This is a genomic window from Vibrio iocasae, assembly GCF_042245395.1.
Taxonomy (GTDB): Bacteria; Pseudomonadota; Gammaproteobacteria; order Enterobacterales; family Vibrionaceae; genus Vibrio; species Vibrio iocasae.
This window is the reverse complement of the sequence record NZ_CP145311.1, coordinates 3664805-3689496: the sequence shown is the minus strand read 5'-3', so window position 1 is coordinate 3689496 and position 24692 is coordinate 3664805. Positions and strand designations below refer to the sequence as shown.

The following is a 24692-nucleotide window of genomic DNA, read 5'->3' as shown; positions in this document are numbered from 1 at the left end:
GTGACCCCACTTGTTATTATTTGGTTTTGAAAGGACTGCCAATTCTACTCCCTGAGCAGTAAGATCTCCACAAAAAGATCGCTGATCCAGTGAATAAGATCAAAGTTATTCACATACTTACTTTTTATATACCTTGGATCCACACATTTTTCCCCAAGAAAATCCACACAGAAGCTAACAAAAACGGGATCTTATCGACTTATCCCCAAGATCGGATAGTTAAGCTGTAGCTATAAGACAAACTAATACTGAATATGTAATAACAACTGGTTATTTTAATCTTGCCCTACTTTACCAGTAACATACTTTCCATCCAGAAAGTGAGGTTTTAATAATATGAAATTCGGCTCAAAACTATTACTAACAATTATAGCTCTGTCATCATCCATAATTTCAGTTGCTCATGCCGCAACAGAAGTAAAAGTAGGTATGTCCGGTCGTTACTTCCCATTTACGTTTGTAGAGAAAGACAAACTACAGGGTTTTGAGGTTGATCTTTGGGATGAAATCGGTCGACGTAATGACTATAAAGTTGAGTATGTAACCGCTAACTTCTCTGGCTTGTTTGGTCTTCTGGAAACTGGTCGTATTGATACTATTTCTAACCAAATAACAATGACAGATGCACGTAAAGCAAAATACCTGTTCGCTGACCCATATGTAGTAGATGGCGCTCAAGTTGCAGTACGTAAAGGTAATGACAGCATCAAAGGTCTGAAAGATCTGGAAGGTAAAACCGTTGCTGTAAACCTTGGTTCTAACTTTGAAGAACTGCTACGTAAGAATGACAAAGAAGGCAAAATTAACATCAAAACATACGAAACAGGTTTTGAGCATGAAACAGCACTTGGTCGTGTAGATGCGTTTGTTATGGATCGAATCTCGGTTCTTGAAGTGATTAAGAAGACAGGACTTCCTCTACAACTTGCAGGCGAACCATTTGAAACAATTGAAAATGCATGGCCATTCGTGAACAACGACAATGGTAAAAAGCTTCAGGCTGAAGTAAACCAGGCTTTATCAGCGATGCGAGCAGACGGCACTCTGGCTAAAATTTCAGACAAATGGTTTGGTGCAGACATTACCAAATAACTAATTATCTAGGCTCCTACGGATTTGGGAGCTTACTTCTTTAAAAAAGGTGGGCTTCGGGTTCCACCTTTCTTGTTTCTGCGAGGTTTTCATGGGTTTTGATATCAACTATATGCTGGAACTGATGCCAATACTGCTTAAGTATCTGAGCACTACCATGGAAATGGCTATTCTGGGATTGATATTTTCTACAATTCTGGCTGTTATCATTGCCAATATCAGGGTGTTCAAGATTCCGGTACTGGATCAACTTAGCCAGCTTTATATCAGTTTCTTCCGTGGCACTCCATTGCTTGTACAGCTGTTCCTCTTCTATTACGGCTTACCACAGATATTTCCTATTTTTGTAGGTCTGGATGCATTTAGCGCAGCCGTAATCGGTCTAGCTCTTCACTTTGCTGCCTATATGGCAGAAACCATTCGTGCTGCAATTATTGGCATAGACAGAAGCCAGATGGAAGCGAGCCTTTCTATAGGTATGACGACATCACAGGCAATGAGAAGAATCATTCTTCCTCAGGCTAGCCGTGTCGCTTTGCCATCTATGATGAACTACTTCATCGATATGATTAAGTCCACATCACTGGCGTTTACCTTTGGTGTTGCAGAAATCATGGCTAAAGCTCAGATGGAAGCAGCCTCCAGTTTCCGTTTTTTCGAAGCTTTCCTTGCAGTAGCACTAATCTACTGGGTAATTGTTGTCCTGCTCACTCAAGTTCAAAACCGGGTAGAAATAAGACTGAATAAGGCGTACCAAAGATGATCAAACTAGAAAATATTCATAAGCAATTTGGTGATACGTCGGTTCTTTCAGGCATCGATCTAGAGATAGAAAAAGGCGAGATCATCGTAATCATTGGTTCTAGCGGAACAGGAAAATCAACTCTTCTGCGCTGTGTTAACTTTCTGGAATCTGCAAACAAAGGAAAGATCACAATAGATGATATTTCTGTTGATGCAGAAAACAGCTCAAAGAAAGACATTCTGGAACTAAGAAGAAAAACAGGATTCGTCTTCCAGAACTATGCTCTGTTTGCTCACCTAACAGCAAAGCAAAACATAGCAGAAGGTTTGATTACCGTTCATGGATGGAAAAAAGAGCAAGCCTACAATAAAGCACAAACCATCCTTGATGAGATTGGTCTGGGAGATAAGGCGGATAGTTACCCTGCCGCACTTTCTGGTGGCCAGCAGCAACGTGTAGGTATTGGTCGCGCCATGGCACTCTCTCCTGAACTACTTCTGTTTGACGAACCAACATCAGCGCTCGATCCAGAATGGGTTGGTGAGGTTCTTAACCTGATGAAAAATCTGGCGAAGAAGCATCAGACAATGGTGGTTGTCACCCATGAAATGCAGTTTGCCAAAGAAGTCGCAGACCGAGTGATCTTCATGGCGGAAGGAAAAATTGTCGAACAGGGTTCTCCACAAGAATTATTCTCTAATCCACAAGATCTTCGCTTGCAGAAGTTCCTGAACCGTGTGGGGTTCTGATCACTTATCCACTTTTGTGGATATTTTTAGATGATCTGCTGTGGATGAGATCGGATCAAAAGATCCTTGAGATTTGGTTCACAAAACGTATAATCCGCCAACCGGAATAAAAACGCTCTGTGAGCCTTATAATGATTGACTCTTGTGTAGTCAGTGATTACAATTCCGCCTCTTTGTTGAGAGGCGTCGGATGTTAAGTCCCACGCCGGGTTTAACAAAAACCTATAAACTACTGATCAGTAAAGGTATACACCATGAAACGCACTTTTCAACCTTCAGTTCTAAAGCGTAAGCGTACTCACGGTTTCCGTGCACGTATGGCTACTAAGAACGGTCGTAAAGTAATTAATGCACGTCGTGCTAAAGGCCGTAAGCGCCTATCAAAATAATTCGCGATTATTTTGAGTAAGTACGCGTTCAATCGGGAGTTACGTCTGTTAACTCCCGAGCATTATCAAACTGTATTCAAGCAAGCACACAGTGCTGGCTCTCCCCATTTCACTATCATTGCTCGTAACAATTCTCTTTCTCACCCTCGTCTGGGCTTAGCTGTTCCTAAGAAACAAATCAAAACTGCTGTCGGTCGTAATCGCTTCAAACGTTTGACTCGCGAAAGCTTCAGAACAAGACAACACAAACTTCCAAATAAAGATTTTGTTGTAATTGCGAAAAAGAGCGCGCAAGATTTGAGTAATGAGGAAATGTTTAAATTATTAGATAAATTATGGCGTCGCCTTTCTCGCCCTTCTCGTGGTTAGCTATCGGATTGATTTACATATATAAGTGGGTAATAAGTCCGCTTATAGGTCCGCGTTGCCGCTTTACACCAACCTGCTCAACTTATGCTATTGAGGCAATAAAAATGCATGGTTTTGTAAAAGGGTGTTGGTTATCTGGCAAACGTCTATTAAAATGCCACCCTTTGAATGAAGGGGGATATGACCCCGTTCCACCAATACAAGAAACTGACAGAGATAAATAACAATGGATTCTCAACGTAATATCCTGCTTCTTGCACTGGCTTTGGTTTCTTTCTTGCTGTATCAACAATGGCAAGTAGAGAAAAACCCGGCGCCACAGCAAGCTGTTCAAGCACAAAATGGCGGTACTCTACCGGCACCAGCTATTGCTGATGAGCTTGACCCTGCACCTGAACAAAACGCTTCTGCAAAACTGGTAACTGTTACGACTGATGTACTGACTCTGTCAATCGATACATTTGGTGGTGATGTTGTATCTGCAAAATTAAATGAATATGACAAAGAGTTTGAATCTGACGAACCATTCCAGATTCTTAAGAACTCTCAGGGTCATGTTTACATTGCTCAAAGTGGTTTAGTTGGCCCTCAAGGTATCGACCTTAGCAGCACAAGCCGTCCTAACTACTCTGTTTCAGCTGACGCCTTCACTCTTTCTGAAGGTAAGGATGAACTACGAATTCCGCTGACTTACACAGCAAATGGTCTTGATTACACAAAAACATTTATTCTAAAGCGTGGTTCTTACGCTGTAGATGTTGAGTTTGATGTTGTAAACAACTCTGGTAACAACGCTACATTTGGTATGTACGCTCACCTTCGTCAAAACCTGATGGATGCTGGTGGCAGCCTGACAATGCCAACTTACCGTGGTGGCGCATACTCAACTGAAGACGTGCGTTACAAGAAATACAGCTTCGAAGATATGCAGGATCGTAACCTTTCTCTGAACCTTCCTGAAGGTAAAGGTTGGGTTGCTATGCTAGAGCATTACTTCGCATCGGCATGGGTTCCACGTAACGAAGCTGGTTCTACTCTATACACTCGTGTTATTGGAAACCTTGGTGATATCGGTGTTCGCATGCCGAACAAAACTATTGCTAATGGCGAAAGCACTAAGTTTGAAGCGACATTGTGGGTGGGTCCTAAGTTACAAGACGCTATGGCCGCTGTTGCGCCTAACCTAGACCTTGTAGTTGACTACGGCTGGTTGTGGTTCATTGCTAAGCCTCTTCACTGGCTACTATCTATGATCCAGGGTGTTGTTGTTAACTGGGGTGTAGCAATCATTATCCTGACATTCGTTGTTCGTGGCGCTATGTACCCGCTAACAAAAGCTCAGTACACCTCAATGGCTAAGATGCGTATGCTTCAGCCTAAGCTACAGGCAATGCGTGAGCGTATCGGTGATGATCGCCAACGTATGAGCCAGGAAATGATGGAACTGTACAAGAAAGAAAAAGTAAACCCACTTGGTGGCTGTCTACCTATCTTCTTGCAGATGCCTATCTTCATCGCACTGTACTGGTCTCTGATGGAATCTGTTGAGCTTCGTCACTCACCATTCTTCGGCTGGATTACTGACCTTTCAGCTCAAGACCCATACTACATCCTTCCTCTATTGATGGGTGCAAGTATGTTTATGATTCAGAAGATGAGCCCGACAACTGTAACGGATCCAATGCAGCAGAAGATCATGACCTTTATGCCGGTTATGTTTACATTCTTCTTCCTGTTCTTCCCATCAGGTCTGGTTCTATACTGGTTGGTATCGAACATCGTAACGCTAATTCAACAGACGCTTATCTATAAGAATCTGGAGAAGAAGGGCTTACACTCTAAGAACTAAGATTTGAAAGAATCGAAGAAAGGCGGCCAAAGGGTCGCCTTTTTGTTATTAGCTGATTAAACTTTGGCTACAAATAGCTTATTGGGAGTGGATGGGGTGTTCGTTTTATAAGTGTTCAAAGCATGGATGCTTTGTTCAAGCCTCCATGGATGGATTCACGGCGTCTTATAAAATGAATTCCCTTTCCGCTCCTCAGATTTGGTAAAACTATGACTACAGACACTATCGTTGCTCAGGCAACAGCTCCAGGTCGTGGAGGAGTGGGTATTATTCGTGTATCCGGCCCTAAAGCGGCAGAAGTGGCGCTAGAAGTTACAGGTAAGAACCTTCGCCCAAGATATGCAGAGTACCTTCCATTTAAAATGGCTGATGGAACAGAGCTTGATCAGGGTATCGCTTTGTACTTTCCAAATCCGCACTCGTTTACCGGTGAAGACGTACTAGAGCTTCAGGGACACGGTGGTCCCGTAGTTATGGATATGCTGATTAAACGTATTCTGGAAATATCAGATGTTCGTCCTGCCCGTCCAGGAGAATTTTCAGAACGTGCGTTCCTAAATGATAAGATGGACTTAACTCAAGCAGAAGCGATTGCCGACCTTATCGATGCTAGTTCTGAAGAAGCCGCTAAATCTGCTCTTCAGTCTCTTCAAGGGCAGTTCTCCAAGCGCATCAACACGCTGGTTGAATCGCTTATCCATCTACGAATTTACGTAGAAGCTGCTATCGACTTTCCAGAAGAAGAGATTGATTTCTTATCTGACGGTAAAGTCAGTGGGGATTTGCAAACTATTATCGATAACCTAGAAGCCGTTCGTAAAGAAGCAAATCAGGGAGCCATCATGCGCGAAGGCATGAAGGTGGTTATCGCAGGTCGCCCTAACGCTGGTAAATCAAGCCTACTCAATGCCCTTTCAGGTAAAGACAGTGCAATTGTTACCGATATTGCAGGGACGACACGAGACGTACTGAGAGAACATATCCATATCGATGGCATGCCGCTTCATATAATCGATACTGCAGGTCTACGCAATGCTTCTGACGAGGTTGAGCGTATCGGTATTGACCGTGCATGGGACGAAATAGCACAAGCAGATCGTGTTCTTTTTATGGTGGACGGAACAACAACCGAAGCAACCGATCCAAAAGAAATCTGGCCAGACTTTATTGATCGCCTGCCTGAAAATATAGGTATGACAGTGATCCGCAATAAAGCCGATCAAACTAACGAAGAGCTAGGGATCTGTCATGTAAACTCCCCAACTCTGATTCGTCTTTCAGCAAAAACAGGCGAAGGCGTTGATGCACTTCGTAATCATCTGAAAGAGTGCATGGGCTTTTCTGGAAATAGCGAAGGTGGCTTTATGGCTCGCAGACGTCACCTGGATGCCCTGGAAAAAGCAGCTGAACATCTGAATATTGGCCAGCAACAGCTAGAAGGCTTCATGGCAGGTGAAATCCTGGCGGAAGAACTGCGCATTGCTCAACAACACTTGAATGAGATCACCGGAGAATTTACCTCTGATGACCTGCTAGGAAGAATATTTACATCATTCTGTATCGGAAAATAATCATTAAAAAGGAGCTTTCAAGCTCCTTTTTTGTTTCTCTCGCCCAAAAAACCTTTCAACTAATACCGTTGATTCAAAGACTAATTCATTCAATACTAAAGCCTGATGACAACGAATTAGATGAGGCTTTATACAACCATGATCCAAATTATTACTGGTAGCACATTAGGTGGTGCAGAGTACGTAGGAGACCACTTAAGCGATCTTCTGAATGAAAACGGACATGAAACCGAGATCCACAATAATCCGGCATTAGAAGACATTCCAAATTGCGGAACCTGGTTGATCATAACTTCTACACATGGTGCAGGCGACTATCCGGAAAATATTCAACCCTTTATCAACAGCCTTCTTGCAACACCTCCTAAAATGACAGATGTTAAATTTGCAGTTATCGCTATAGGGGATTCTAGTTATGATACTTTCTGCGATGCAGGTAAACATGCATATAACTTGTTGCTAGATATTGGGGCAACACCTTTATCTGACTGCTTTACGATAGATGTTTTAAAATCACAAGTACCAGAAGAACCAGCAGAAGAGTGGCTGAAAGAGAACCTTAAAAGTTTTTAACATTTAGTGGTATCAGAGTTCTGTACTCAGTCAAATTACACCCCAATGTGGATAACTATAAAGGTTACGTTATTAAATTTTATCCTATAGCAAAAATATCACATGTGGATAAAACTGAGATAAACAAGTGATCAAGCTATAGTTATCCAATTTATAACTTTGATCAGTTTCTGCATCTGTTGATAAGTAGCCCTTTTGATCCCAGCTACCTAAGAGCATGATCAAAACCTGATCACAAAATATGATCCACCCTGAACTCATGATCTTATTGATCTTTTCGAGCTTATCCACAGGATCGTGTTTCCCTAATAGTAGATCTAATAAAAAGATCTTTATATAGATCATATATACCTTAATCTTTTCTCGCGTAACCAAAAAATAGTGAAATTGATTTTCTCAGTGAGGCAAAACAGGTAAAATACCGCTCTTTTTTATATTTCCATTTTCTTTGAGTCTGATAGTTGTATTACAGTCTCGTTAGCTCTATCTAAGGTCGTTCAATGCTTTATCACGAATCATTTGATGTCATTGTTATCGGTGGCGGACACGCTGGAACGGAAGCAGCACTTGCTGCAGCCAGAACAGGTCAGAAAACCCTGTTGCTGACACACAATATTGATACCTTAGGCCAGATGTCATGTAATCCGGCTATTGGTGGAATAGGAAAGGGACATCTTGTAAAAGAAGTTGATGCTTTGGGTGGTGTTATGGCTCAAGCTATCGACAAAGCAGGTATACAGTTCCGAACGTTAAATGCGTCTAAAGGACCTGCAGTAAGAGCAACTCGTGCTCAGGCTGATCGCGTACTCTATAAAAATGCGATTCGTACTGTTCTTGAAAATACACCTAACCTGACATTATTTCAGCAGCCAGCAGATGATCTTATTGTCGAAAATGATCGAGTGGCTGGAGTTGTTACTCAAATGGGCGTCAAATTCCTCTCCAAATCGGTTGTACTGACCGTTGGAACCTTTCTTGGGGGTAAGATCCATATTGGAATGGAAAGCTCCTCAGGAGGCCGTGCAGGCGATCCACCATCGATCACGTTAGCTGATAGATTAAGAGAGCTACCGTTAAGAGTTGATCGTCTTAAAACGGGCACACCACCGCGTATTGATGCCAATAGTGTCGACTTTTCAGTTCTTGAAGTACAACACGGAGATAATCCAACACCGGTTTTCTCATTCTTAGGTGAAAGGGAGCAGCACCCACGTCAGATTCCTTGTTATATAACTCATACTAACGAAAAAACACATGATGTTATTAGAGCGAACCTAGATCGTAGTCCTATGTATGCGGGAGTGATAGAAGGCATTGGTCCTCGCTACTGTCCTTCTATTGAAGATAAAGTGATGCGTTTTGCTGACAAGAATAGTCACCAGATCTTTATTGAACCAGAAGGACTTACAACAACGGAACTTTATCCGAATGGTATTTCTACCAGTTTGCCATTTGATGTTCAGGTGCAGATTGTACGTTCAATGAAGGGGATGGAAAACGCTCATATTGTTCGACCAGGATATGCGATTGAATATGACTTCTTTGATCCGAGAGATCTCAAAAGTACCTATGAAAACAAGTTTATCAAAGGCCTGTTCTTTGCCGGCCAGATCAATGGCACGACAGGGTACGAAGAAGCCGCTGCTCAAGGTTTGATGGCTGGTTTGAATGCTAGTTTGTACTCTCAGGATAAAGAGGGTTGGAGCCCGCGTCGTGACGAGGCCTACATGGGGGTTCTTATTGACGATCTTTCGACAATGGGAACGAAAGAACCGTATCGTATGTTTACATCTCGTGCTGAGTACAGATTGTTATTGCGCGAAGACAATGCCGATCTTCGCTTAACAGAAAAAGGCCGCGAGTTGGGGCTTGTTGATGATGTTCGCTGGGCTCGATTTAACGAAAAGATCGAAAATATGGAAAAGGAGCGCCAGCGTCTAAAAGAGACCTGGATGAACCCAAAGTCTGAAGGTGTCGATGCACTTAATGCTCTTTTAAAAACACCTATGTCTCGTGAGGCGAGTGGTGAGGATCTGCTTCGCCGTCCAGAAATTAGCTACGATCAGTTGACACAACTTGATGCTTTTTCGCCAGCTCTTGAAGATAAGCAAGCTTCTGAGCAAGTTGAAATCCAGGTGAAATACGAAGGATATATCCAGCGTCAGAGAGACGAGATCGAAAAATCCTTACGACATGAGAATACAAAAATTCCTGCTGATTTTGACTACGATACCGTCCAGGGACTATCAAACGAGGTTGTCGCAAAACTGAAAGACGCAAAACCAGATACTATAGGTATTGCATCCCGTATTTCAGGTATTACGCCTGCAGCAATTTCAATTATTCTTGTTTTCCTTAAAAAACAAGGCCTACTGAAAAAAGGTGAAGAGTAGTGAGTTTATTGAAAGCAAAACTGGATTCCCTTTTATTGGAAACTGATCTTGATGTTTCAGAAGAACAACGCCAGAAGTTAGTTGGATATGTTGAATTATTGAACAAGTGGAATAAAGCGTATAACTTAACCTCTGTCAGGAATCCAGAGGATATGTTGGTTAAACATATTCTTGATAGCATCATCGTGAGTCCTTTGCTTACTGGCCAGCGCTTTATTGATGTTGGTACTGGTCCGGGGTTACCTGGAATTCCATTGGCGATCATGAAACCTGATTGTGAATTTTATCTATTGGATAGCCTTGGAAAGCGCATTCGGTTTATCAAACAAGTCTTACATGACTTAAACATCGAGAACGTGACGACAGTGCAGAGTCGGGTAGAAGAGTTTCAACCAGAAGAAAAATTCGATGCTGTACTAAGTAGAGCCTTTGCATCGATGACTGATATGGTGGAGTGGTGTCGCCACCTACCGAAGCCAGAAACAGGTAAATTTTTGGCTTTAAAAGGGCAATATTCAGAGCAAGAGGTTGCGGAGCTTCCGGAATGGTGTACTGTGATCGAATTCAAAGCTTTGCAAGTTCCAGAGCTTGAAGGCGAAAGACATCTAGTAACCTTAGCGGATAAGGATTTGTAGAGAGGTTAATTGTGGGAAGAATCATAGCAATCGCTAACCAAAAAGGTGGAGTGGGAAAAACCACTACCTGTGTCAATCTTGCTGCATCAATGGCTGCGACAAAGCGTAAAGTCTTAGTTATCGATCTCGACCCTCAAGGTAATGCAACCATGGCTAGCGGTGTCGATAAATACCAGATTGACGCTACAGCTTATGATTTGCTTGTAGAAGATACTCCGTTTGACGAAGTAGTGTGTCGAAAGACATCTGGTGGTTACGATCTGGTTGGAGCCAACGGTGATGTAACAGCGGCAGAGATCAAATTGATGGAAGTGTTTGCTCGCGAAGTCAGGCTAAAAAATGCTTTAGCTATGGTTCGTGATAACTATGATTTCATCTTTATAGATTGTCCCCCGGCTCTAAACCTACTTACAATCAATGCCATGGCCGCAGCAGATTCTGTATTAGTGCCAATGCAGTGTGAATATTTTGCCTTAGAAGGGCTTACTGCATTGATGGATACAATCAGCAAACTTGCAGCGGTAGTGAATGAAAACTTGAAGATTGAAGGTTTGCTCAGAACCATGTTTGACCCGCGAAATCGCTTGTCGAACGAAGTCTCTGACCAACTTAAGAAGCACTTTGGTGACAAGGTTTACAGAACCGTTATTCCTCGAAATGTGCGACTTGCCGAAGCTCCAAGTCATGGCAGACCCGCTATGTACTACGACAAACACTCTGCTGGCTCTAAAGCCTATTTAGCTTTAGCTGGAGAGATGCTTCGCCGAGAAGAAGTACCCGCATAAAAATTAAGGAATTAATATAAATGTCTAAACGTGGTTTAGGAAAAGGCCTGGACGCGCTACTGGCTACCAGTTCTATCGCCAGAGAGAAGCAGCAGGTAGCTTCTCATAGTCAGTCCCTATCGACAGATGGTGAACTGACAGACATATCTGTAAACAGTCTTAAACCGGGTATCTATCAGCCCCGAAAAGAGATGTCACCTGAAGCTCTTGAAGAGCTTTCCGCTTCCATCCAGTCTCAGGGAATTATTCAACCAATAGTTGTCAGACAAGTATCTGATAACACCTATGAAATTATTGCTGGTGAGCGTCGCTGGAGAGCAGCCAAACAAGCTGGACTTCGTCAAGTTCCATGTATTGTAAAGAACGTAAAAGACAACGCTGCTATTGCAATGGCGCTGATAGAAAATATTCAGCGAGAAGACCTGAATGCTATTGAAGAAGCTCAGGCACTTGAACGTCTTCAGGATGAGTTCGAACTGACGCATCAACAGGTAGCGGATGTTATCGGGAAATCGAGAACAACTGTCACTAACCTACTGAGGTTAAATCAGTTGGATGATGAGGTTAAATCTCTTGTTGAGCAGAAAAAACTTGAGATGGGACATGCTCGAACACTGCTGTCTCTTGAAGGCGGTTCACAAATTGAAGTTGCAAATGTTATTGCTAACAAGCAAATGACGGTTCGTCAGGCTGAGAAATTTGTAAAAAAATATTTAGAGCCTAAACAAGAACAACCTGAAAAGAGCGTAGATCTCGAAGCAATAGATATTTCTGAACGATTGACTAAAAGGATTGGTTCAGAGGTTTCTTTGGTCCGCTCAAGTAAAGGTAAGTCCAAGTTAACAATAACTTTTGATGAGCCTCACAAATTAGATCAGTTGATTAAATTACTTGAGAATGAGTAAGAGTTGAGCAACAACTTACAGTTGTTACATCAGATATTTTGAAAGTTGTAGGTTTGTAAACAATTTTGTTATTTAATGCTGCGTTTTTATTGCATTAATAATGTCTCAACGTATAATTTTCGCTGAATTTCCATGCACGGTTATAAGTGCGTAGTTGGAAGTATAAGAAGAGGTAAGAATACATGGTAGCTGCGCTGGCTAGGCCAGGACGAGCGCTTGCAAAGCGATTGTTATTGATTCAATCTAGCGTGGTTATATTAGTGGCAATAGGAATGGCACTAGCCGTGAATATTGACTGGGGAGTGTCTGCGTTAATTGGCGGTGGTATATTCGTAGTAGCGAATGCAGTTTTTGCGTTCTGTGCATTTTTGTACAGTGGGGCAAGAGCGGCACGAGCTGTTACAGTTTCGTTCTACACTGGCGAAACGTTGAAAATCCTTCTCACTGCAGTTCTCTTTTCTATTGTTTACATGTATATGCATGTGGAACTTGTTCCACTTAAAACAACCTATTTGCTGGCTTTAGGTCTTAATATCTTTTTGCCCGCGTTTTTCATTAACAAAAAAAAATAGGATGAGTTATGGCTGCGCAAGGTGAAGCGCTCACATCTATCGGTTACATTGAACACCACCTGACTAACCTGTCTTTATATAAGCTAGGTCTAGTTGCGGAGGAGTCAAGTTTCTGGAATGTGCATATCGATAGCCTGTTTTTTTCTGCGTTTACAGGGATGTTATTCCTTTGGGTTTTCTACTCTGTAGCAAAGAAAGCAACAACAGGTGTGCCGGGTAAGCTTCAGTGTGCTGTTGAAATGATTGTCGAATTTGTCGCTGATAACGTCAAAGAGACCTTTCATGGACGCAACCCATTGATCGCACCATTGGCACTGACTATCTTTTGTTGGGTATTGCTAATGAACATCATGGACTTAGTTCCAATTGATTTCTTACCTTATCCAGCTGAACATTGGCTAGGTATCCCGTATCTAAAAGTGGTTCCTTCTGCTGATGTTAACATCACCATGGCTATGGCACTCGGTGTCTTTGCTCTTATGATTTTCTACAGCATTAAGATCAAAGGACTGGGCGGCTTCGCGAAAGAGTTAGCTCTACATCCATTCAATCACCCTGTGATGATTCCGTTTAACCTGCTTCTTGAAGTGGTATCGCTACTTGCTAAACCGCTTTCACTTGGCATGCGTCTATTCGGTAACATGTTCGCTGGTGAGGTTGTATTTATTCTTATCGCTGCTTTGCTACCGTGGTGGCTACAATGGTTAGGTGCTCTTCCATGGGCAATTTTCCATATTCTAGTAATTTGTATCCAGGCGTTCGTATTCATGATGCTTACCATCGTATATCTGTCGATGGCTCATGAAGACCCTGATCATTAATAATTAATTTTTAAAGTTTTTTTCGGCATATAAGCCAACAACTATAAATTGGAGATAGTAATGGAAACTTTACTGAGCTTTTCAGCAATCGCCGTAGGTATTATCGTCGGTCTTGCTTCTCTTGGTACAGCGATCGGTTTCGCAATTCTTGGTGGTAAATTCCTTGAAGGTGCTGCTCGTCAACCAGAAATGGCTCCTATGCTACAGGTTAAGATGTTCATCATCGCTGGTCTGCTTGATGCGATCCCAATGATCGGTATCGTAATCGCACTTCTATTCACGTTCGCGAACCCATTTGTTGGTTCTCTATAATCGACAGATCTAAAGCTAAATAGAAACTTTGTCGTCGAAGAACAAATAGAGGGGTAGCTGTTGTGAATATGAACGCAACTCTGCTGGGTCAGGCTATAGCATTCTCACTTTTTGTGTGGTTCTGCATGAAGTACGTGTGGCCGCCAATCATGAATGCGATCGAAGAACGTCAGAAAAAAATTGCTGATGGTCTTCAGGCTGCTGAAAGAGCAGCAAAAGATCTAGACCTAGCACAAGCCAACGCTTCAGATCAGTTGAAAGAAGCGAAGCGCACAGCAACAGAGATTATTGAGCAAGCGAATAAGCGTAAGGCTCAGATTGTAGATGAAGCTCGTGAAGAAGCTCAGGCAGAACGCCAGAAGATTCTTACTCAAGCTGAAGCTGAAATCGAAGCAGAACGCAATCGTGCGCGCGATGAACTGCGCAAACAAGTTGCTACTCTGGCTTTAGCTGGTGCTGAGAAAATCCTTGAGCGTTCCATCGATAAAGATGCGCACAAAGATATTCTCGATAACATTACTGCAAAACTTTAAAGCGAGGGGCGCATATGTCTTTGACTACAATCGCACGCCCCTATGCTAAAGCAGCGTTTGATTTTGCGGTAGAAAAAGATGCATTAGACCAATGGAGTCAAATGCTTACTTTTGCTGCCGAAGTTACAAAGAATAAAGATATTGCTGAGCTTCTTACGAGTTCCGCATCTGCTGACAAACTGTCAGAAATCTTTATTGCCGTTTGTGGCGAACAGTTTGATGAATTTGGCCAGAACCTTATCAAGGTAATGGCTGAGAATGGCCGACTATTAGCTATTCCTGAGGTTTGCAATGAGTTTATTGCTCTTAAACAAGAGCATGAAAAAATGGTTGATGCAGAAGTGGTTTCCGCAACTAAATTGACCAAAGCACAAATTGCAGATATCAGCAGCAAACTTGAGCAGCGTCTAGAGCGCAAAGTTAACCTGAATTGCAGTGTAGATGAGGCCCTACTTGGTGGGGTTGTTATTCGAGCCGGAGACTTAATCATCGATAACTCAACGCGCGGTCAATTGAATCGCCTGAGCGATGCATTACAGTCTTAATGGGGATTGGAAGCATGCAACTAAATTCCACGGAAATTAGCGATCTGATCAAACAGCGTATCGAATCTTTCGAAGTTGTTAGTGAAGCTCGTAATGAAGGTACTATCGTATCGGTAAGCGATGGTATCATTCGCATCCACGGCCTAGCGGACGTGATGCAAGGTGAAATGATTGAAGTACCGGGTGGCCGTTATGCACTTGCACTTAACCTTGAGCGTGACTCGGTTGGTGCGGTAGTAATGGGCCCATATGCCGACCTTAAGGAAGGCATGAAAGTAACAGGCACAGGTCGTATTCTTGAAGTACCTGTAGGTCCTGAAATGCTTGGCCGTGTGGTAAACACACTGGGTGAGCCTATCGATGGTAAAGGTCCAATCGAAGCGAAACTCTCTTCTCCTGTAGAAGTTATCGCTCCGGGTGTAATCGACCGTAAATCGGTAGACCAACCTGTGCAAACTGGTTATAAGTCTGTTGACTCCATGATCCCAATCGGTCGTGGTCAGCGTGAACTTGTAATCGGTGACCGTCAGACTGGTAAAACTGCATTGGCTATCGATGCAATCATCAACCAGAAAGACTCTGGTATTTACTCTATCTACGTAGCTATCGGTCAGAAAGCATCGACTATCGCGAACGTAGTACGCAAGCTAGAAGAGCATGGCGCACTGGATAACACCATTGTAGTTGTTGCTTCTGCTTCTGAATCTGCTGCGCTGCAATATCTTGCACCGTACTCAGGTTGTGCGATGGGTGAATACTTCCGTGATCGCGGTGAAGATGCACTGATTGTTTATGATGACCTATCTAAGCAAGCGGTAGCATACCGTCAGATCTCTCTACTACTGAAGCGTCCACCGGGTCGTGAAGCATTCCCTGGTGATGTATTCTACCTTCACTCTCGTCTTCTAGAGCGTGCTGCTCGTGTAAGTGAAGAATACGTAGAAAAATTCACTAATGGTGAAGTGAAAGGTAAGACTGGTTCTTTGACTGCTCTTCCTATCATTGAAACTCAGGCTGGTGACGTATCTGCATTCGTACCGACTAACGTAATCTCGATTACTGATGGTCAGATCTTCCTACAGACAGAACTGTTTAACTCTGGTGTTCGCCCTGCGGTTGACCCAGGTATCTCGGTATCTCGTGTAGGTGGTTCAGCGCAGACTAAGATTATCAAGAAACTATCAGGTGGTATCCGTACAGCGCTTGCTGCATACCGTGAACTTGCAGCGTTTGCTCAGTTCTCATCTGATCTTGATGAAGCAACTAAGAAGCAGCTGGACCATGGTCAGAAAGTTACTGAGCTAATGAAGCAGAAGCAATATGCTCCAATGTCAGTATTTGACCAGGCACTAGTAATCTTTGCGGCAGAGCGTGGCTATCTTGAAGACATTGAACTGAACAAGGTTCTGGACTTCGAAGCAGCTCTACTATCGTATGCTCACAGCCACTTTGCAGATTTCTCAGACGAAATCAGCAAAACGGGTGCTTACAATGATGAAATCGAAGCGCAACTTAAGAAGATTGTTGACGATTTCAAGGCAACCCAAACTTGGTAATTGGTTCTTTGCGGGTGACCAATATGGTCACTGGCAATAATCCATAGAGAGAGAGTAATACGATGGCCGGCGCAAAAGAGATACGTAATAAGATCGGGAGTGTGAAAAGCACTCAGAAGATCACGAAAGCGATGGAAATGGTAGCAGCTTCTAAAATGAGACGTTCTCAGGACGCTCGTGAAGCTTCTCGTCCATATGCAGAAACAATGCGTAAAGTGATCGGTCATTTGGCTTGCGGTAATCTGGAATACAAACATCCGTATCTGGAAGAACGCGAAGCCAAGCGTGTTGGTTATATCATCGTTTCTACAGACCGTGGTCTGTGTGGTGGCTTGAACATCAACCTGTTCAAAAAAGCTATGCATGACATGCAGGACTGGAAAGAGAAAGGTGCAGAACTTGAGATTGCCATTGTTGGTACTAAAGCAACTGCATTTTTCAATAATAGTGGCGCTAAAGTAGCTGCTCAGGTATCAGGCCTTGGTGATAACCCAAGTCTTGAAGATCTGATTGGTTCTGTAGGCGTAATGCTGAAGAAATATGATGAAGGTGAATTGGACCGCCTGTACGTAGTATTCAACAAGTTTGTTAATACTATGGTTCAGGAACCAACGATCGATCAATTGCTACCACTGCCTAAATCGGAAAATGAAGAGCTGCAAAAACGTGAGCATTCATGGGATTACATTTATGAGCCAGAACCAAAGCCACTTCTGGATGCACTATTGATTCGCTATGTTGAATCTCAGGTGTATCAGGGTGTGGTAGAGAACCTGGCATGTGAAATGGCAGCCCGAATGATTGCGATGAAAGCAGCAACAGATAATGCAACAAACCTAATCGAAGACCTAGAGCTTGTGTATAACAAGGCGCGTCAGGCGGCTATCACACAAGAACTTTCTGAGATTGTAGGTGGTGCTGCAGCGGTTTAAGCATTGGAAAAACTAATTAGTTAGAGGATTAACGATGGCTACAGGTAAGATCGTACAGATCATCGGTGCGGTAGTCGACGTAGAGTTCCCACAAGGCGATGTACCACGTGTATATGACGCGCTTAATGTGGTTGAAGCTCAAGAGCGTCTTGTTCTTGAAGTTCAGCAGCAGCTAGGCGGTGGTGTTGTTCGCTGTATCGTAATGGGTAGCTCTGATGGTTTACGTCGTGGACTGGCGGTAGAAAATACTGGCGCTCCAATCACTGTACCAGTAGGTACAAAGACCCTTGGACGTATCATGAACGTTCTTGGTGACGCGATTGATGAGCGTGGTGAAGTAGATGCTGAAGAGCACTACGCAATTCACCGTGAAGCTCCAAGCTACGAAGAGCAGTCAAACGTGACTGAACTTCTTGAGACAGGTGTAAAAGTAATCGACTTGGTTTGTCCATTCGCTAAGGGTGGTAAAATCGGTCTGTTTGGTGGTGCAGGTGTAGGTAAGACCGTTAACATGATGGAACTTATCAACAACATCGCACTTCAGCACTCTGGTCTTTCAGTATTCGCGGGTGTAGGTGAACGTACTCGTGAAGGTAACGACTTCTACTTTGAAATGCAGGAAGCAGGTGTTGTAAACATCGAAAACCCTGAAGAATCAAAAGTAGCAATGGTATACGGTCAGATGAACGAGCCACCAGGCAACCGTCTACGTGTAGCATTGACAGGTCTGACAATGGCAGAACGTTTCCGTGACGAAGGTCGTGACGTACTGTTGTTCGTTGATAACATTTACCGTTATACCCTAGCGGGTACAGAGGTATCGGCACTTCTGGGTCGTATGCCATCTGCGGTAGGTTACCAGCCAACACTAGCTGAAGAAATGGGTGTTCTTCAGGAGCGTATCACATCGACTAAACAGGGTTCTATCACCTCTGTTCAGGCGGTATACGTACCTGCGGATGACTTGACTGACCCGTCTCCAGCAACAACGTTCGCACACTTGGATGCAACAGTTGTACTTAGCCGTAACATCGCTGCAATGGGTCTATACCCAGCGATCGATCCGCTAGATTCTACTTCACGTCAGCTTGACCCACTTGTTGTTGGTCAGGAGCACTACGATGTAGCTCGTGGTGTTCAGCAGACACTTCAGCGCTATAAAGAGCTGAAAGACATCATCGCTATCCTAGGTATGGATGAACTGTCTGAAGAAGATAAGCTAGTGGTAGCACGTGCACGTAAGATTGAGCGTTTCCTAACTCAGCCTTATCACGTAGCGGAAGTATTTACCGGTGAACCAGGTACTTATGTATCTCTGAAAGAAACTCTTCGTGGTTTCAAAGGTTTGCTAAGTGGTGAATACGATGACATTCCAGAGCAAGCGTTTATGTACTGCGGTACTATCGACGAAGCTATCGAGAATGCTAAGAAGCTATAAAGGCTAAATAGGAGGCGATATGGCAGCAATTACCTTTCACCTGGATGTAGTTAGCGCGGAGAAGAAGCTTTTTTCTGGCCGTGTTGAAACATTTCAGGCGACCGGGAGCGAAGGTGAGCTTGGTATTTTCCATGGTCACACACCGCTGCTGACCGCTATTAAGCCTGGCATGGTGCGTATTGTTAAACAGCACGGCCACGAGGAATTTATTTACGTTTCTGGTGGTATTATTGAAGTTCAGCCTGGTACGGCTACCGTACTGGCTGATACAGCAATCCGTGGTGAAGACCTTGACGCTGCTAAGGCAGAAGAAGCCAAGCGCAAAGCTGAGGAGCATATCCAGAATCAGCATGGTGATATGGACTTCGCACAAGCGGCCAGTGAACTGGCTAAAGCCATTGCTCAGCTTCGAGTAATCGAACTGACAAAGCAAAGAAGACGCTAATCATTTAGTGCATTGCTATAAAGGCGACCAATTGGTCGCCTTTTTGCGTTTATAGGAATATATACGCTTTATATTGCCAATTATTAACATTTCCCTTTTATACTTTTTGTCTATCACGTTAAAATCAGCTTCTTAAATAATTAGACGATAAGGTTATCTTCATGAAGTTTAGCGCGGTTATCCTGGCTGCGGGAAAAGGAACCCGTATGTACTCCAATATGCCAAAAGTTCTGCATACTTTGGCAGGAAAACCGATGGCAAAGCACGTCATTGATACTTGTACGGGACTGGGTGCTCAAAATATTCATTTGGTCTATGGTCACGGTGGTGATCAGATGAAAGAGGTCCTTGGAAACGAGCCTGTCAATTGGGTACTTCAATCAGAGCAACTAGGCACTGGTCACGCTGTTGATCAGGCATCTCCAAGTTTTGATGACAATGAAAAAGTACTGGTACTTTATGGCGATGTTCCGCTTATTTCCGCTGAGACCGTTGAAAACCTTCTTGATGCACAACCTATAGGCGGTATTGCACTCTTAACGGTTGTACTAGACGATCCTACGGGCTACGGACGCATTGTGCGCAAGAATGGTCCTGTTGTTGCTATAGTTGAGCAAAAAGATGCGACAGAAGAGCAGAAGCTGATTAAGGAAGTCAATACAGGCGTACTTGTTGCAACGGGTAAAGACCTTAAACGTTGGTTATCTGGTTTAAGTAACGACAATGCTCAGGGTGAGTACTATCTTACAGATATCATTGCAGCTGCTCATGAAGAAGGTGGTGCGGTAGAAGCAGTACACCCTGCGAATCCAATTGAAGTTGAAGGTGTTAATAACCGTATTCAGCTAGCTAAGCTAGAGCGCGCTTTTCAGGCTATGCAGGCAGAAAAACTGCTAGAGCAGGGCGTTATGCTTCGTGATCCTAGCCGTTTTGATCTACGTGGTGAGCTACAGTGTGGTCGTGATGTGGAAATCGACGTTAACGTTATTATCGAAGGTAGCGTAACTATTGGTGATAACGTAGTTATTGGTGCCGGCTGTGTTCTGAAAGATTGTGAAATAGATGACAACTCTGTGCTGAGCCCATACACGGTTGTCGAAGACTCTACAGTCGGTGAAGATTGTACAGTTGGTCCATTTGCACGCCTTCGTCCTGGCGCTGAGCTTAAGAACAAAGCTCATGTTGGTAACTTCGTTGAGATCAAAAACGGTGTGATTGGACTAGCCTCTAAAGTTGGTCACCTCACTTATATTGGTGACACCGAGATCGGTAAAGATACAAATATCGGTGCGGGTACCATTACCTGTAATTATGATGGCGCTAATAAGTTCAAAACGATCATTGGTGATGATGTCTTTGTTGGTTCTGACACTCAACTTGTTGCTCCCGTAAAGGTTGGAGATGGTGCAACAATTGGTGCCGGAACAACGGTAACAAAAGATATTGAGGAAGGTGAGTTAGTCATCACTCGCGCTAAAGAACGCAGAATTCCTGGCTGGCAACGCCCGGTAAAAATTAAAAAGTAAGTATAATTGCTGCGATATAAACCATACTTAAGGGTGACTAATGATAGTCACCCTTTTTAACAAAAAGCAGGAAGCAGAATGAGTGTGACTACTTTTTATCTGGATGTAGTAAGTGCCGAGAAAAAGATTTTCTCAGGCCGTGTGGAGACCTTCCAGGTGACCGGAAGTGAAGGGGAATTTGGTATCTATTATGGGCATGCTCCATTATTAACCACAATCAAACCAGGTATTCTTCGAATTGTTAAGCAGCATGGCCATGAGGAACTTATTTACGTTTCTGGTGGTATTGTTGAAGTCCAACCGAGTATGACCAATATACTTGCTGATACTGCAATCCGGGGCGAAGATATCGATGCCGCGAAAGCTGAAGAGGCTAAACGTAAAGCCGAAGAGCATATTCACAATCAACATGGTGATATGGACTTCGCAAAAGCGGCCAGGGAACTAGCGAAAGCAATTGCCCAGCTACGAGTGGCTGAACTGACGAAAAAAAGGAGAAAAACCGGTTAATAAGGTGTTTCTCCTTTTCTGTACTGGTCAAAACAGGTTTTAAGACAAAAAGAATTTGTAGGTTTCGTTATCCGTTTCATCCTTATACGGATAATCCAGCTCAAACAAATGCTCTGAGAACCGAGCTAGGTCAGACTCTTCCAGTTCAAATCCACAAAGTACACGGCCGTAATCAGCACCGTGATTGCGGTAGTTGAATAGAGTTATATTCCAATGTGTTCCAAGAGTACTCAGGAATTTAAGCAGAGCTCCTGGATATTCCGGAAACTCAAAGCTGTATAAGCGCTCCTGAAGCTGTTTCTTAGGACGACCACCAATCATATAACGGATATGCTGTTTGGCTGTCTCATCGTCTGACAGGTCGATTACTGGATAGCCACCATCACGGAGATCATGGATTACACTTTCCAGCTCTTCCTGACCGCCTTGAAGCCTTAGACCAACGAAGATATTTGCTAAACTCTCATCGCTATAACGGTAGTTAAACTCGGTTACCGCTCGACCACCAATAATCTGGCAGAACTTAAAGAAAGCACCTGCCTCTTCAGGGATAGTAACCGCTAACAAACCTTCCTTTTTCTCACCTATTTCACAACGTTCTGAAACGTAGCGAAGTCCGTGGAAGTTGGTATTGGCACCGGAAAGAACTGTGCCTAGCTTTTTGTCTTTCAGACCATTTTCTTCAGCAAACTTCTTTAGTCCTGCTAATGCTAGTGCTCCTGATGGCTCTGCAATCGCTCGGGTATCTTCAAAGATGTCTTTAACAGCAGCACAGATCTCATCGCTGGAAACCGTGATATGACCATCCAGATACTCGTTACATACGCGGAAGGTTTCGTCACCTATACGTTTAACGGCGACACCATCAGCAAACATACTGACCTGATCAAGAACTACTGGCTCACCTGCATCCATAGCCGCTTTAAGGCAGCATGAATCTTCTGGTTCAACAGCGATAACTTTGACTTCTGGCATTAACTGCTTAACCAGAATAGCAACACCGGCAGCAAGGCCGCCACCGCCAACCTGAACAAAGATATAATCCAGGTGACCGTTCTGCTGGAGCATCTCCATACCAATGGTGCCCTGACCAGCAATCACCAGCGGATGATCAAACGGAGGAACAAAGGTATAGCCGTGCAACTTAGATAGACGTTCTGCCTCGGCTTTAGCTTCATCAAAATTGCTGCCATGAAGAACCACTTCGCCACCAAAGCCTCGTACAGCATCAACTTTGATATCCGGTGTTGTCTGAGGCATAACAATAATGGCTTTAATACCAAGGTGTTTGCCTGAATAAGCGATTCCCTGAGCATGGTTTCCCGCAGAAGCGGCAATAACGCCTGCTTTTTTCTGCTCTTCAGTCAGAGTGGCAACCATGTTGTAAGCACCACGTAGCTTAAAAGAGTTAACCGGCTGACGGTCTTCCCGTTTTAACTGAACCTGATTTCCAATTCGCTCAGAGAGCCTTGGCATATCCTGAAGCGGTGTTTTTGAAGCGACTTCGTAGATTGGAGCGCGAAGAATATGGCGCAGATATTCTGCGCCAGTTTTCGGTAGAGGATGTTGCATATTGCCCATTTAGCTTAGCCTTCAAGCTTGGATTTATCGCGAACAGCACCTTTGTCTGCACTTGTTGCCATACTTGCGTATGCTTTTAGTGCAAAAGAGACTTCGCGCTGACGGTTAGCTGGTTTCCAGCCAAGTTCATCTTGTTTTGCGCGACGAGCGGCTAGTTCTTCTTCTGCTACATCCAAAGTGATAGAGCGGTTAGGGATATCAATAGTAACTGTGTCACCATCATTAACCAGTCCAATCGTACCGCCATTAGCTGCTTCTGGAGATGCGTGACCGATGGAAAGACCAGATGTACCACCAGAGAAGCGACCGTCAGTTAGAAGGGCACACTCTTTACCTAAACCCATTGACTTAAGGTAAGTCGTTGGGTAAAGCATTTCTTGCATGCCCGGGCCACCTTTTGGACCTTCGTAACGGATAACAACTACGTCACCTGCTTTTACCTTGCCACCCAGAATACCGTCTACCGCATCTTCCTGACTTTCAAATACAACGGCAGGTCCCTGGAACTTAAGGATGCTTTCATCTACACCTGCGGTTTTAACAATACAACCATCCAGTGCGATATTACCTTTTAGTACCGCGAGACCACCATCTTGGCTAAATGCATTTTCTTTAGTGCGGATACAACCATTTTCACGGTCATCATCCAGACTATCCCAACGACAATCCTGAGAGAAAGCTTCAGTTGTACGGATACCAGCAGGGCCAGCACGGAAGAAGTTTTTCACCTCTTCAGATTCAGTTTGCATGATGTCGTATTGAGCAAGCTGCTCTTGCATTGTGATACCAAGAACTGTCTTAGTCTGGTTGTTGATAAGGCCAGCTCTATCCAGTTCACCAAGAATAGCTAATACACCACCAGCACGGTGAACATCTTCCATGTGATACTTCTGAGTAGAAGGAGCTACTTTACATAGGTGAGGAACACGACGAGACATGGCATCGATATCTGTCATATCGAAATCGACTTCACCTTCCTGAGCTGCTGCTAGTAGGTGAAGTACAGTGTTTGTGGACCCCCCCATTGCGATATCTAGTGCCATCGCGTTTTCAAACGCTTCTTTATTCGCAATGTTGCGCGGTGCTGCTGTCTCATCACCTTGCTCGTAGTAGCGCTTCGTCATTTCAACAATACGACGACCAGCATTCAGGAATAGCTCTTTACGGTCCGCGTGAGTCGCAAGCATAGAGCCGTTACCAGGCTGGCTAAGACCTAGCGCTTCTGTCAGGCAGTTCATAGAGTTTGCTGTGAACATACCAGAGCAAGAGCCACATGTTGGACATGCGCTACGTTCGATTTGCTCGCTTTGTTCATCAGAAACGTTTGGATCGGCACCCTGGATCATAGCATCAACGAGGTCTAGCTTGATCAGTTGATCAGAAAGCTTGGTTTTACCTGCTTCCATAGGACCGCCCGAAACAAAGATCGTTGGGATATTCAGGCGTAGTGACGCCATCAACATTCCCGGAGTAATCTTGTCACAGTTAGAGATACAAACCATAGCATCTGCGCAGTGTGCATTAACCATGTATTCTACAGAGTCAGCAATAAGCTCACGAGAAGGCAGTGAGTAAAGCATACCACCGTGACCCATTGCGATGCCGTCATCAACAGCGATTGTGTTGAACTCTTTGGCGATACCACCAGCGGCTTCAATCTCTTTTGCAACCATCTGACCAAGGTCTTTAAGGTGTACGTGTCCTGGAACAAACTGAGTGAACGAGTTAACGACTGCGATAATTGGTTTACCGAAATCTTCGTCTTTTACACCTGTTGCACGCCATAGCGCACGAGCACCCGCCATATTTCGGCCATGAGTCGTCGTGGCACTACGATATTTCTTTGGAGTCGACATTGTGTTTGTA

Annotated in this window: 26 protein-coding genes; 24 read left to right on the top strand and 2 right to left on the bottom strand. The window is 43.8% G+C overall.

All coding sequences use genetic code 11. From position 1 onward, the window contains the following. Positions 1 to 336 precede the first annotated feature (336 nt). From SNR28_RS26860 to SNR28_RS26745, 24 genes are all read left to right on the top strand, one after another. A complete protein-coding gene (locus SNR28_RS26860) occupies positions 337 to 1092 on the top strand; it encodes an amino acid ABC transporter substrate-binding protein (protein WP_375752047.1) in 756 nt (251 codons plus the stop codon). Positions 1093 to 1183: 91 nt separating this feature from the next. Continuing rightward, a complete protein-coding gene (locus tag SNR28_RS26855) occupies positions 1184 to 1855 on the top strand; it encodes an amino acid ABC transporter permease (RefSeq protein ID WP_375752046.1) in 672 nt (223 codons plus the stop codon). Continuing rightward, entirely contained in the window at positions 1852 to 2586 is a 735-nt protein-coding gene (locus tag SNR28_RS26850; RefSeq protein ID WP_375752044.1) for an amino acid ABC transporter ATP-binding protein, read from the top strand. The genes SNR28_RS26855 and SNR28_RS26850 overlap by 4 nt, the downstream gene beginning before the upstream one ends. Positions 2587 to 2840: 254 nt before the next feature. Continuing rightward, entirely contained in the window at positions 2841 to 2975 is a 135-nt protein-coding gene (gene rpmH / locus SNR28_RS26845; protein ID WP_093278272.1) for a 50S ribosomal protein L34, read from the top strand. Positions 2976 to 2987: 12 nt separating this feature from the next. Further along, the gene (gene rnpA / locus SNR28_RS26840) at positions 2988 to 3344 is read left to right on the top strand and encodes a ribonuclease P protein component (protein WP_277825010.1); all 357 of its coding nucleotides are present in this window, start codon (positions 2988 to 2990) and stop codon (positions 3342 to 3344) included. Next, positions 3311 to 3568, top strand: coding sequence for a membrane protein insertion efficiency factor YidD (yidD, locus tag SNR28_RS26835; RefSeq protein ID WP_277825008.1), 258 nt, complete (start codon positions 3311 to 3313; stop codon positions 3566 to 3568). The genes rnpA and yidD overlap by 34 nt, the downstream gene beginning before the upstream one ends. 2 nt (positions 3569 to 3570) lie before the next feature. Beyond that, entirely contained in the window at positions 3571 to 5193 is a 1623-nt protein-coding gene (yidC, locus tag SNR28_RS26830) for a membrane protein insertase YidC (protein ID WP_375752042.1), read from the top strand. Between the two features lie 209 nt (positions 5194 to 5402). Continuing rightward, positions 5403 to 6764 carry a tRNA uridine-5-carboxymethylaminomethyl(34) synthesis GTPase MnmE gene (mnmE, locus tag SNR28_RS26825; RefSeq protein WP_375752041.1) on the top strand — a complete coding sequence of 454 codons (1362 nt, stop codon included), beginning with the start codon at positions 5403 to 5405 and terminating at the stop codon, positions 6762 to 6764. A gap of 138 nt (positions 6765 to 6902) precedes the next feature. Then, positions 6903 to 7337, top strand: coding sequence for an FMN-binding protein MioC (gene mioC, locus SNR28_RS26820; RefSeq protein WP_375752040.1), 435 nt, complete (start codon positions 6903 to 6905; stop codon positions 7335 to 7337). Between the two features lie 500 nt (positions 7338 to 7837). Beyond that, positions 7838 to 9730 (top strand): tRNA uridine-5-carboxymethylaminomethyl(34) synthesis enzyme MnmG, encoded by a 1893-nt coding sequence (mnmG, locus tag SNR28_RS26815; protein ID WP_375752039.1) that lies wholly within the window; start codon positions 7838 to 7840, stop codon positions 9728 to 9730. Further along, complete coding sequence (gene rsmG / locus SNR28_RS26810; protein ID WP_375752038.1) at positions 9730 to 10365, top strand: 16S rRNA (guanine(527)-N(7))-methyltransferase RsmG; 636 nt, start codon at positions 9730 to 9732, stop codon at positions 10363 to 10365. Before mnmG ends, rsmG begins: the two co-directional genes overlap by 1 nt. 11 nt (positions 10366 to 10376) lie before the next feature. After that, positions 10377 to 11150: a ParA family protein gene (locus tag SNR28_RS26805; protein ID WP_375752037.1), complete on the top strand. Its 774-nt coding sequence runs from the start codon at positions 10377 to 10379 to the stop codon at positions 11148 to 11150. 20 nt (positions 11151 to 11170) lie between these two features. Continuing rightward, positions 11171 to 12055 (top strand): ParB/RepB/Spo0J family partition protein, encoded by an 885-nt coding sequence (locus tag SNR28_RS26800; RefSeq protein ID WP_375752036.1) that lies wholly within the window; start codon positions 11171 to 11173, stop codon positions 12053 to 12055. Between the two features lie 182 nt (positions 12056 to 12237). Further along, on the top strand, positions 12238 to 12627 hold the full coding sequence (locus tag SNR28_RS26795) for a F0F1 ATP synthase subunit I (protein WP_375752034.1): 390 nt from the start codon (positions 12238 to 12240) through the stop codon (positions 12625 to 12627). Between the two features lie 8 nt (positions 12628 to 12635). Continuing rightward, positions 12636 to 13448 (top strand): F0F1 ATP synthase subunit A, encoded by an 813-nt coding sequence (gene atpB, locus SNR28_RS26790; RefSeq protein WP_375752033.1) that lies wholly within the window; start codon positions 12636 to 12638, stop codon positions 13446 to 13448. Positions 13449 to 13508: 60 nt separating this feature from the next. Further along, complete coding sequence (gene atpE / locus SNR28_RS26785) at positions 13509 to 13760, top strand: F0F1 ATP synthase subunit C (protein ID WP_275130663.1); 252 nt, start codon at positions 13509 to 13511, stop codon at positions 13758 to 13760. A gap of 62 nt (positions 13761 to 13822) precedes the next feature. Beyond that, positions 13823 to 14293, top strand: coding sequence for a F0F1 ATP synthase subunit B (gene atpF / locus SNR28_RS26780; protein WP_375752032.1), 471 nt, complete (start codon positions 13823 to 13825; stop codon positions 14291 to 14293). 14 nt (positions 14294 to 14307) lie between these two features. Next, entirely contained in the window at positions 14308 to 14838 is a 531-nt protein-coding gene (gene atpH / locus SNR28_RS26775) for a F0F1 ATP synthase subunit delta (RefSeq protein ID WP_375752031.1), read from the top strand. Between the two features lie 14 nt (positions 14839 to 14852). After that, on the top strand, positions 14853 to 16394 hold the full coding sequence (gene atpA, locus SNR28_RS26770) for a F0F1 ATP synthase subunit alpha (RefSeq protein ID WP_375752030.1): 1542 nt from the start codon (positions 14853 to 14855) through the stop codon (positions 16392 to 16394). Positions 16395 to 16456: 62 nt separating this feature from the next. After that, entirely contained in the window at positions 16457 to 17326 is an 870-nt protein-coding gene (gene atpG, locus SNR28_RS26765) for a F0F1 ATP synthase subunit gamma (RefSeq protein ID WP_375752029.1), read from the top strand. Between the two features lie 34 nt (positions 17327 to 17360). Further along, a complete protein-coding gene (gene atpD / locus SNR28_RS26760; protein WP_375752027.1) occupies positions 17361 to 18764 on the top strand; it encodes a F0F1 ATP synthase subunit beta in 1404 nt (467 codons plus the stop codon). 19 nt (positions 18765 to 18783) lie between these two features. Continuing rightward, positions 18784 to 19209 carry a F0F1 ATP synthase subunit epsilon gene (locus SNR28_RS26755; protein WP_375752026.1) on the top strand — a complete coding sequence of 142 codons (426 nt, stop codon included), beginning with the start codon at positions 18784 to 18786 and terminating at the stop codon, positions 19207 to 19209. 161 nt (positions 19210 to 19370) lie between these two features. Beyond that, entirely contained in the window at positions 19371 to 20735 is a 1365-nt protein-coding gene (gene glmU, locus SNR28_RS26750; RefSeq protein ID WP_375752025.1) for a bifunctional UDP-N-acetylglucosamine diphosphorylase/glucosamine-1-phosphate N-acetyltransferase GlmU, read from the top strand. 78 nt (positions 20736 to 20813) lie between these two features. After that, positions 20814 to 21245, top strand: coding sequence for a F0F1 ATP synthase subunit epsilon (locus SNR28_RS26745; protein ID WP_375752023.1), 432 nt, complete (start codon positions 20814 to 20816; stop codon positions 21243 to 21245). Between the two features lie 39 nt (positions 21246 to 21284). Here SNR28_RS26745 and ilvA read toward each other — a convergent pair whose 3' ends face one another. Together ilvA and ilvD are read right to left on the bottom strand one after the other, a co-directional pair. Beyond that, complete coding sequence (ilvA, locus tag SNR28_RS26740; protein ID WP_375752021.1) at positions 21285 to 22826, bottom strand: threonine ammonia-lyase, biosynthetic; 1542 nt, start codon at positions 22824 to 22826, stop codon at positions 21285 to 21287. A gap of 5 nt (positions 22827 to 22831) precedes the next feature. Next, on the bottom strand, positions 22832 to 24682 hold the full coding sequence (ilvD, locus tag SNR28_RS26735) for a dihydroxy-acid dehydratase (protein ID WP_375752020.1): 1851 nt from the start codon (positions 24680 to 24682) through the stop codon (positions 22832 to 22834). Positions 24683 to 24692: the final 10 nt, after the last annotated feature.

What these genes read in the sequence shown, in the direction of transcription:
- SNR28_RS26850 (WP_375752044.1), top strand. Translation starts at nt 1,852, where the DNA reads ATGATCAAACTAGAAAATATTCATAAGCAATTTGGTGATACGTCGGTT.
- atpB (WP_375752033.1), top strand. Translation starts at nt 12,636, where the DNA reads ATGGCTGCGCAAGGTGAAGCGCTCACATCTATCGGTTACATTGAACAC.
- atpH (WP_375752031.1), top strand. Translation starts at nt 14,308, where the DNA reads ATGTCTTTGACTACAATCGCACGCCCCTATGCTAAAGCAGCGTTTGAT.
- SNR28_RS26755 (WP_375752026.1), top strand. Translation starts at nt 18,784, where the DNA reads ATGGCAGCAATTACCTTTCACCTGGATGTAGTTAGCGCGGAGAAGAAG.
- ilvD (WP_375752020.1), bottom strand. Translation starts at nt 24,682, where the DNA reads ATGTCGACTCCAAAGAAATATCGTAGTGCCACGACGACTCATGGCCGA.
- ilvA (WP_375752021.1), bottom strand. Translation starts at nt 22,826, where the DNA reads ATGGGCAATATGCAACATCCTCTACCGAAAACTGGCGCAGAATATCTG.
- atpD (WP_375752027.1), top strand. Translation starts at nt 17,361, where the DNA reads ATGGCTACAGGTAAGATCGTACAGATCATCGGTGCGGTAGTCGACGTA.
- glmU (WP_375752025.1), top strand. Translation starts at nt 19,371, where the DNA reads ATGAAGTTTAGCGCGGTTATCCTGGCTGCGGGAAAAGGAACCCGTATG.
- SNR28_RS26860 (WP_375752047.1), top strand. Translation starts at nt 337, where the DNA reads ATGAAATTCGGCTCAAAACTATTACTAACAATTATAGCTCTGTCATCA.
- mnmE (WP_375752041.1), top strand. Translation starts at nt 5,403, where the DNA reads ATGACTACAGACACTATCGTTGCTCAGGCAACAGCTCCAGGTCGTGGA.
- atpG (WP_375752029.1), top strand. Translation starts at nt 16,457, where the DNA reads ATGGCCGGCGCAAAAGAGATACGTAATAAGATCGGGAGTGTGAAAAGC.
- atpA (WP_375752030.1), top strand. Translation starts at nt 14,853, where the DNA reads ATGCAACTAAATTCCACGGAAATTAGCGATCTGATCAAACAGCGTATC.
- atpE (WP_275130663.1), top strand. Translation starts at nt 13,509, where the DNA reads ATGGAAACTTTACTGAGCTTTTCAGCAATCGCCGTAGGTATTATCGTC.
- yidD (WP_277825008.1), top strand. Translation starts at nt 3,311, where the DNA reads ATGGCGTCGCCTTTCTCGCCCTTCTCGTGGTTAGCTATCGGATTGATT.
- yidC (WP_375752042.1), top strand. Translation starts at nt 3,571, where the DNA reads ATGGATTCTCAACGTAATATCCTGCTTCTTGCACTGGCTTTGGTTTCT.
- mioC (WP_375752040.1), top strand. Translation starts at nt 6,903, where the DNA reads ATGATCCAAATTATTACTGGTAGCACATTAGGTGGTGCAGAGTACGTA.
- rpmH (WP_093278272.1), top strand. Translation starts at nt 2,841, where the DNA reads ATGAAACGCACTTTTCAACCTTCAGTTCTAAAGCGTAAGCGTACTCAC.
- SNR28_RS26795 (WP_375752034.1), top strand. Translation starts at nt 12,238, where the DNA reads ATGGTAGCTGCGCTGGCTAGGCCAGGACGAGCGCTTGCAAAGCGATTG.
- mnmG (WP_375752039.1), top strand. Translation starts at nt 7,838, where the DNA reads ATGCTTTATCACGAATCATTTGATGTCATTGTTATCGGTGGCGGACAC.
- SNR28_RS26745 (WP_375752023.1), top strand. Translation starts at nt 20,814, where the DNA reads ATGAGTGTGACTACTTTTTATCTGGATGTAGTAAGTGCCGAGAAAAAG.
- SNR28_RS26800 (WP_375752036.1), top strand. Translation starts at nt 11,171, where the DNA reads ATGTCTAAACGTGGTTTAGGAAAAGGCCTGGACGCGCTACTGGCTACC.
- SNR28_RS26855 (WP_375752046.1), top strand. Translation starts at nt 1,184, where the DNA reads ATGGGTTTTGATATCAACTATATGCTGGAACTGATGCCAATACTGCTT.